7 protein-coding genes and 1 other RNA gene are annotated in these 6,536 nt (G+C 40.3%); 3 read left to right on the plus strand and 5 right to left on the minus strand.

Features of this window, described 5'->3' with window-relative positions; translation table 11 throughout:
• Positions 1-261: 261 nt before the first annotated feature.
• On the plus strand, positions 262-1,557 hold the full coding sequence (locus tag AB4329_RS01970; protein WP_136982754.1) for a RepB family plasmid replication initiator protein: 1,296 nt from the start codon (positions 262-264) through the stop codon (positions 1,555-1,557).
• Positions 1,558-1,606: 49 nt separating this feature from the next.
• On the opposite strand, the gene AB4329_RS01975 is transcribed toward AB4329_RS01970, so the two are convergent.
• The 5 genes from AB4329_RS01975 to smpB all read right to left on the minus strand — a co-directional run bounded on the left by AB4329_RS01975 (position 1,607) and on the right by smpB (position 5,598).
• Positions 1,607-1,828, minus strand: a complete 222-nt coding sequence (locus AB4329_RS01975) for a hypothetical protein (protein ID WP_136982755.1) — start codon at positions 1,826-1,828, stop codon at positions 1,607-1,609.
• An 81-nt stretch (positions 1,829-1,909) separates the two neighbouring features.
• Positions 1,910-3,058: a site-specific integrase gene (locus AB4329_RS01980; protein ID WP_136982756.1), complete on the minus strand. Its 1,149-nt coding sequence runs from the start codon at positions 3,056-3,058 to the stop codon at positions 1,910-1,912.
• Between the two features lie 250 nt (positions 3,059-3,308).
• Positions 3,309-4,583: a tyrosine-type recombinase/integrase gene (locus tag AB4329_RS01985; protein WP_372137612.1), complete on the minus strand. Its 1,275-nt coding sequence runs from the start codon at positions 4,581-4,583 to the stop codon at positions 3,309-3,311.
• Between the two features lie 96 nt (positions 4,584-4,679).
• Positions 4,680-5,046: a transfer-messenger RNA gene (gene ssrA / locus AB4329_RS01990) on the minus strand.
• A 66-nt stretch (positions 5,047-5,112) separates the two neighbouring features.
• Entirely contained in the window at positions 5,113-5,598 is a 486-nt protein-coding gene (smpB, locus tag AB4329_RS01995) for an SsrA-binding protein SmpB (protein ID WP_004735156.1), read from the minus strand.
• A 119-nt stretch (positions 5,599-5,717) separates the two neighbouring features.
• Here smpB and AB4329_RS02000 point away from each other — a divergent pair, with 119 nt between their 5' ends.
• Positions 5,718-6,146: an SRPBCC family protein gene (locus AB4329_RS02000; RefSeq protein ID WP_010438915.1), complete on the plus strand. Its 429-nt coding sequence runs from the start codon at positions 5,718-5,720 to the stop codon at positions 6,144-6,146.
• A 3-nt stretch (positions 6,147-6,149) separates the two neighbouring features.
• On the plus strand, positions 6,150-6,458 hold the full coding sequence (locus tag AB4329_RS02005; protein ID WP_016796754.1) for an RnfH family protein: 309 nt from the start codon (positions 6,150-6,152) through the stop codon (positions 6,456-6,458).
• Positions 6,459-6,536: the final 78 nt, after the last annotated feature.

Genomic DNA, 6,536 nt, shown 5'->3' on the forward strand with positions numbered 1-6,536 from the left:
AGAGCAAGCAACTCTGGGGGAGGGGAATGTGCCAACATTGCCTTATATAATAAATAGATTATTCTAAATATTAATTTATTTTACGTGGCCTTGTGGTTAGCCTGAAATATTTTAATAATCAAGGTGTTATAAGTAAAAGGTTGTTTTGTGTGTGATGATATTACGACATTTTGAAATTTTCACATGAGAGAATTGCGACAATATAGGTGAGAGTATTACGACATTGTGTTATTATTAAAGAAAACTATAACACCTTAAATTATGTCAAATACCCCAACGATTGAGCACTTAGTCTCACTGAAAGAAAAGCCATGGTACGTTGTCAATAACTCTTTTTCTCAAGCAACGTTCACACATATATCTCCTCAAAACATCAATATATTGTCATACAAGTCTTTGCTGTGTGCTATTTGTGGATGGCAGCAACTTTTCCATGTTAATCAGTTTAATTCCGATCTTTGGAATGAGCATGACCGAGCAACCAATGACAAAATTCCTGATTTAGTTGCATCTGCGTTTTCGAAAGAAGAAGAAAGAAAGGTTACGCTTTCGTTTGAAGATATGAGTCAATTTTGTACAGTTAGTCGTAAAAGTTCGAAGGGAAGAAAAACTTACAATAAAGATAAGTATGCAGATGCTTTACGACAAGCTGAGCAAATTCATATGTCAACAGAGAAGGAAGTTACAATCTCGGATTGGGCTAAGTTCAGGGAAAAGGTTCATGTTGAGCAGAATATTGGTCAACATGAAGGTGATGCAACAAGGCATCTTTCTATTTTTAGCCAGCCTGAAGAGTATGACCTAGCTTTTTTACCTATTGGTGCCTTTATTGGTCACCCTATCGAAAAGGTTGAGATCGACGATTCTAAACCGCTAGTCACTATTACATTTAACGTAAAGTTTTTGCCCCTCCTGTTTGCTACATCTAGTTATAACACAATGTTTCTCGACCGATTAAGTAGCTTTAAATCACTGGCTGGCTTACGACTCTATGATCTACTTTATAGCCGACTTGGTATGCAGCATGAACTCGAAGATCGAGGTCGTGTGAACTTTTCAGTCCCTCGCTGGCGTTCATTTTTTGGTATCAATAGCAGCATTGATATCGTCTTTACTGAAGTGAAAAAAAACTCCGGCTCTTCTGATGAGTCTGAAAACCCTTGGTACTTTAAATTGTCTGAACTCGAAAAATACGCAAAGAGTTTAGACTGGTACAGTCTTGCTAATAAAAAAGGCTATAGCAGTTTGACCAAAGATGAAGCTCTTATCTTTGATGATTTACAAGACTTATTGCTAAAAGCGTATCGTTGTCACCGTGAGAGAGATAAAAAGAAAGAGCAGTTAGATGAGGCAGGTGTAATTGTGCGCTTACATAATGACAAGTACGTTGATATAAATACGTTTCGCCGAGATGTATTTAATAAGGCTATTAAGGAGGTAGATAATTACGCTAAATGGAGGGGGGATAGAACCTTTGAAGTGGTTGACTTTGATAAGAAAAAGAGAAAAGGGTCAAAGATCACAACGTCAATTAATATTGTTTACGAACGTTGCTAGCAAGTTTTGGCAGATGCTTTGACATCTGCCAAACAATTAAAATTCGATATCAAGATACGCGGTGTGGGAAATCTTTGAAGCCGTTCTCCATCACAAAGACTTTATCTTCACAATTGATCACCCAGCGTATCCCAGCATCAACCCAGTCACCACCAGCCTGCTGATATTCCACGGAGATGATGAAAGATAGATAGTTACCATTCCGGTCTCCGTAAGCGCGCTCTAGTGGGAATTTAGTGCGAATATTTCCGTTGGTGCTGTATGTGTACATGTAATGTTTTCCTTTATATTAGGCAACAGTGATTCCTCCCCGATTATTGGAGATAGGATCAAAGTGTATTTAAATTAAGAGTTAAGCGACGATTTTCTTCTGCGCATAAGGGAGTACAGAAGCGGTATGTGATGTATCGATCATATTGATAATTGGTGCTAGGATCTTAGGGTTATATTGGTAGCTATAGGTGTCGAATGATTCAGATTCATGTGAGTGACCGACGATACATTCAATGATTTCTTTAGAAACTTCTTTTTGCTTCAACTCGTTGATAAAAGTATGGCGGAATGAATGGGCATCAAAGCCTTTGCCTAATCCTAGTTTTTTACGACGGCGAGCAAACCATTTAGAAGCGTTGTTCGAGTAATAACCTTTAATTAAAGGTAACTCGGGGAATAGACGGCCACTTTTCTTCGATTCAACGAAAGACAAGAAACCTTTCTTTTTTAGCTCATCATGAACAGGTACAACTCGGATTGATGATTCAGTTTTTACTCGCTGACCATCGAACACTTGTTGTACTAGGAAGCAATCAATACCATCAACTTTTTTGATATCGGTGACATCAAATTGGCAGACTTCGTTGAGCCTTAATGCACTATAGCGCTGGATTAGAGGAACCCAATAATAGTACGGGTGGAGGTATTTATGCTCGGAATAGTCTTTCATAGAAAAAATATCAATAAGCTGTTCGTTATCGAAAGGAAAGCGTTTTTTTTCTGAATGAATTTTACTAATTGGTAGCCTATAGAATACATTTTCATGAATGTAGTTATGATTTTTGGCCCAGTTTAAAAAAGTAGAAAACTTGTGTATGTAACCTTTCTTTGTTAATGCGGAGATACATTTATAAGGTTGTTCTAATGAGTAGTTTAAGGCTACTAGCTCAAATCCAGTTGACCCCTTTAGCTCTGGTCGCTTATCTGAGTGCGTAGGAAGGAAATCTAAGGCCTGACTAATACATTCTGCGCCATCACGGTCGAGTTCATTCAGGTCTGTGAAATCACAGAAATGTAGCACTTTAGTTAGAATGCGGTCGTCTTGTTCAATATTTTTCAGATTACAACTTTTTACTTTGAGACGAGATTTTTTGTACTCAGACAGAATCTCAAAAGACTCCATTGGCTTTATTTGTTTTTGGCTTTTTGGAGTGGGACGTTCGAGGCCGAGAGTTGTAATAGGGTTACAGCTATGGTGTATACCATTTGTAATAGTCGATAGGTTCACAGGAATTTCCTATTTCTTCCGTTGGTTTCCATTTAATCTAAAGGGAAGGTTCACGTCCGAATAGCAAAAAATCAGTCATGCTAAAAACCCTTACTCGATAAGTTTGATGATGGTCAATTCTTATTTAAGTCGTTGATTGTAATGGGTTTTAATTTGTTGCCCCTATTGAGTGCTTGTTTTTTAGGTGTGAAAATAATTTAAAGTGGGCGTGAATTCACGCCTAAAAAACGAGTCAAGCATTTATATCAATTTAAATTTTAGCTAAGTGGGGGAGTTCAATCAGGTTAATTACCTCTTGAAGCTGACTAACATCCAGCTCTTTTCCGTAACGATCGTAGGTAATGTTGTTTAAGGTGTGGCCTAAGATTGCACCTGCGGCAACATGAGAAACCTGTTTGCGTTTGAGCTGCGTAGCAAAAGTATGGCGGAAGGAGTGAAAATCATGGCCTTTACCGAATCCCAATTTAGTTTTGAAGCGTCCGTACCACTTAGAGGCGGCACTACCAAAGCCATCTCGCGAGTCTTTTAGTTCAGGAAATACTCTTTCATGTTCAACTGAATGTAGGTATTTAATAAAGCCAAGTTCGATTAACTGGCGGTGAATAGGGATGACGCGACGGCTCGTCATATTTTTGATTTTTTGTCCCTCATGCCGGTCATCGATTTGAATGACCCAAACCCCTTCTCGTTGGCAAATGTCTGACTTATAGAGCTGACAGAGTTCATTCAATCTAGCACCTGTTAAACTGGCAAGAAGTGGCAACCAGTAGTAGTAGGCGTGCTTGAACTTATGCTTAGCATGAATCTCGGTACTAAAGATTTTTTGTAAGTCTTTGCTTGTATAAGCGTTCTTGGCTTCACTGTCTTTACGCCTCTTGCGAAACCGAATTGCTTTAAACGGATTGATGTCAGTAAACTCATTTAAATGACACCACTCGAAGAATCCCGAAGTCTTTTGGCAGTAGTCTTTTACCGACTCTTCACTCAGTGTGGGCATTTTTAGGCTGTCATTGAGTTTGACGGCCTGCTTAGCTGTCAGTCCCTTGAACTGTTTTTTTTTCTTCATATTGACTGGGTATTGTCGTAATAGCTGCACTGCATCTTCAGCATCACGTCTGCGAATTTCAGGGAGGTTGGATTTCCCAAGCAAATCAAGGACGGTTTGACACTTCGCTTTTAGCATTTCAACGGCTTTTGGTGATATATGTTGAGCCTTGTAAAGGCAAAAGCGCTCTAACATCTTTTCTGGGCATAACGCCTTAAGCTTTTTCTGTTTCGCTGATGGGCGCTTTTTTTCATTATGAATGGGTCTGACTTGCTTTGATGCTGTGGTTTCAGTCGGGGATATGATTGTGCGACGAACCTGTATCTCTAGTTCTAATGCTAAAAGCGTAGCTTTATCTTTGCATGATGTTTTCAGCGAGCGTTTGACTTCACGAAGCCCGTCAAATAAGTGCCGATGTTCAGATGGTATTTGGTAACGAAACTGCCAAATACCAGATTTTGAGAGAGATAAATAGCGCATGTTTTAGTACCAAAATGTAGTACAAACAGCCTAATATCGAAGCTTTAGATACAAAAAGGGCGGTAAATCAGTGACTTACCGCCCTTTCCAAACGTTTGGTGGAGCTGGCGGGAGTTGAACCCGCGTCCAAAAATCATTCATCATTGGTACTACATGCTTAGTCGATCTTTAATTTCACCAGCAACCTGCGAACCGACACGCTAGTTAAAGGCTAACCTGAATTATAATTCGCGCTTTTCCTCTCAGGTGGGAGAAGCCGCGCTAGCTAGTTTGGGTTTGATCTCTTATTGGTCCCCGTCTTACGAGCGGAAGCTAGGGTAAGAGAGCTCTGAGCAGGTTATTAAGCTGCTAGTGCGTAGTTTTCGTCGTTTGCGACTATTTTTTTGCGGCTTTTAACGTGGCCAACCGCCCCACGGCATGCACCTCAGACTTCAAAATTCCTGTCGAATCCTAAATCAGCCCCAAGTGTTATTTGCATAGTACCAGAAAAGCTTACCCTGTCTAGCACTGTGCGTTTAAGTGCTTAAAATTAACGCAAATTACTCTTCATAATTCGTGCTTTATCTCTCGCCCAATCTTTTTCTTTCATATCAGTACGTTTATCGTGCAGCTTTTTACCTTTCGCTACGCCAACTTTAATCTTCGCCCAAGAGCGAGACCAGTAAAGTGCGGTTGCGACAAGCGTCATGCCTTCACGGTTAATACGACCGATAAGGTTATCGAGTTCTTTTCTCGACATTAGTAGTTTACGGATGCGTGTTGGGTTCGCCACGATATGAGTACTCGCTTGAGTTAGCGGAGTGATCGTCATACCACTGATGAATGCTTCGCCATCTCGGATGTAGACGTAGCTTTCTGCGATATTGGTTTTGCCTTCACGTAGGGATTTTACTTCCCAGCCTTGTAGCTCAAGCCCCGCTTCTATCTCATCATCGATGAAATATTCGTGGCGAGCTTTCTTATTAAGCGCAATAGTATTACTACCGGCTTTTGATTTTGATTTATTCTTTGCCATAATGGCCTCATTATACGGAATGCGCCCTAGATGGGGAATCCTTTTTATTTGCGCTCTGGCCCAATACAATTAAAATTGCAGTTTGTGTTAATGTAACGCTGTCTTTAACAGGAGTCTATATGCCAAAGGTTACTCGTTCAGCATTAGTGTCTTTTAGTGCCGACCAGATGTTCAGCTTGGTCAATGATGTTGCTCGTTATCCTGAGTTTTTGCCAGGATGTTCTGGTTCTCGTGTGATCGAATCTTCAGATTCCGCGATGGTGGCTTCGGTTGATGTCTCTAAAGCTGGTATCAGTAAAACATTCACTACGTCGAATCGAATGGCGGATGGTGCTGAAATTTTAATGGAGCTGGTAGATGGCCCGTTTAAGAAGCTGGAGGGGGGCTGGTATTTCACTCCTCTAGACGACCAAGCATGTAAGGTTGAACTTAAACTAGAGTTTGAATTTTCTAGTCGAATGATTGAAATGGCATTTGGCAAGATTTTCAATGAACTGACAAGCAATATGGTCAGTGCTTTTACTCAACGAGCGAAACAGGTTTACTAAGCCATGACTATTGAATCAGATATGATCCACGTAGAAGTTGTGTTTGCGCTTCCACATGAGCAGCGTGTATTTACCTTAGTGGTAAATAAGAACGCGACCGTTGAAGAGATTATTGCGCAGTCTGGTGTTTTAGAGTTGTATCCAGAAATCGACTTGGCGAAAAATAAAGTTGGCGTATACAGCCGCAACGTTAAGTTAGATGCAACCGTTCGAGATAAAGATCGTATCGAAATTTATCGAGCACTGTTAGCCGATCCAAAAGAAATTCGCCGTAAGCGTGCTGAACAAGCGAAAGCGGCGGCTAAATCGTAATACCAAACAAATTTGAATGATAAAGAAGCTCGCATTAGCGAGCTTTTTTTCATCTGTTTGTTATACCAATTAAAGTAA

The sequence above is a fragment of the Vibrio sp. 10N.261.54.A5 genome (assembly GCF_041471145.1).
GTDB classification, from domain to species: domain Bacteria; phylum Pseudomonadota; class Gammaproteobacteria; order Enterobacterales; family Vibrionaceae; genus Vibrio; species Vibrio crassostreae_C.

Coding starts and splice junctions, on each gene's coding strand:
- AB4329_RS01970 (WP_136982754.1), top strand. CDS start 262: ATGTCAAATACCCCAACGATTGAGCACTTAGTCTCACTGAAAGAAAAG.
- AB4329_RS01975 (WP_136982755.1), bottom strand. CDS start 1,828: ATGTACACATACAGCACCAACGGAAATATTCGCACTAAATTCCCACTA.
- AB4329_RS01985 (WP_372137612.1), bottom strand. CDS start 4,583: ATGCGCTATTTATCTCTCTCAAAATCTGGTATTTGGCAGTTTCGTTAC.
- smpB (WP_004735156.1), bottom strand. CDS start 5,598: ATGGCAAAGAATAAATCAAAATCAAAAGCCGGTAGTAATACTATTGCG.
- AB4329_RS02000 (WP_010438915.1), top strand. CDS start 5,718: ATGCCAAAGGTTACTCGTTCAGCATTAGTGTCTTTTAGTGCCGACCAG.
- AB4329_RS02005 (WP_016796754.1), top strand. CDS start 6,150: ATGACTATTGAATCAGATATGATCCACGTAGAAGTTGTGTTTGCGCTT.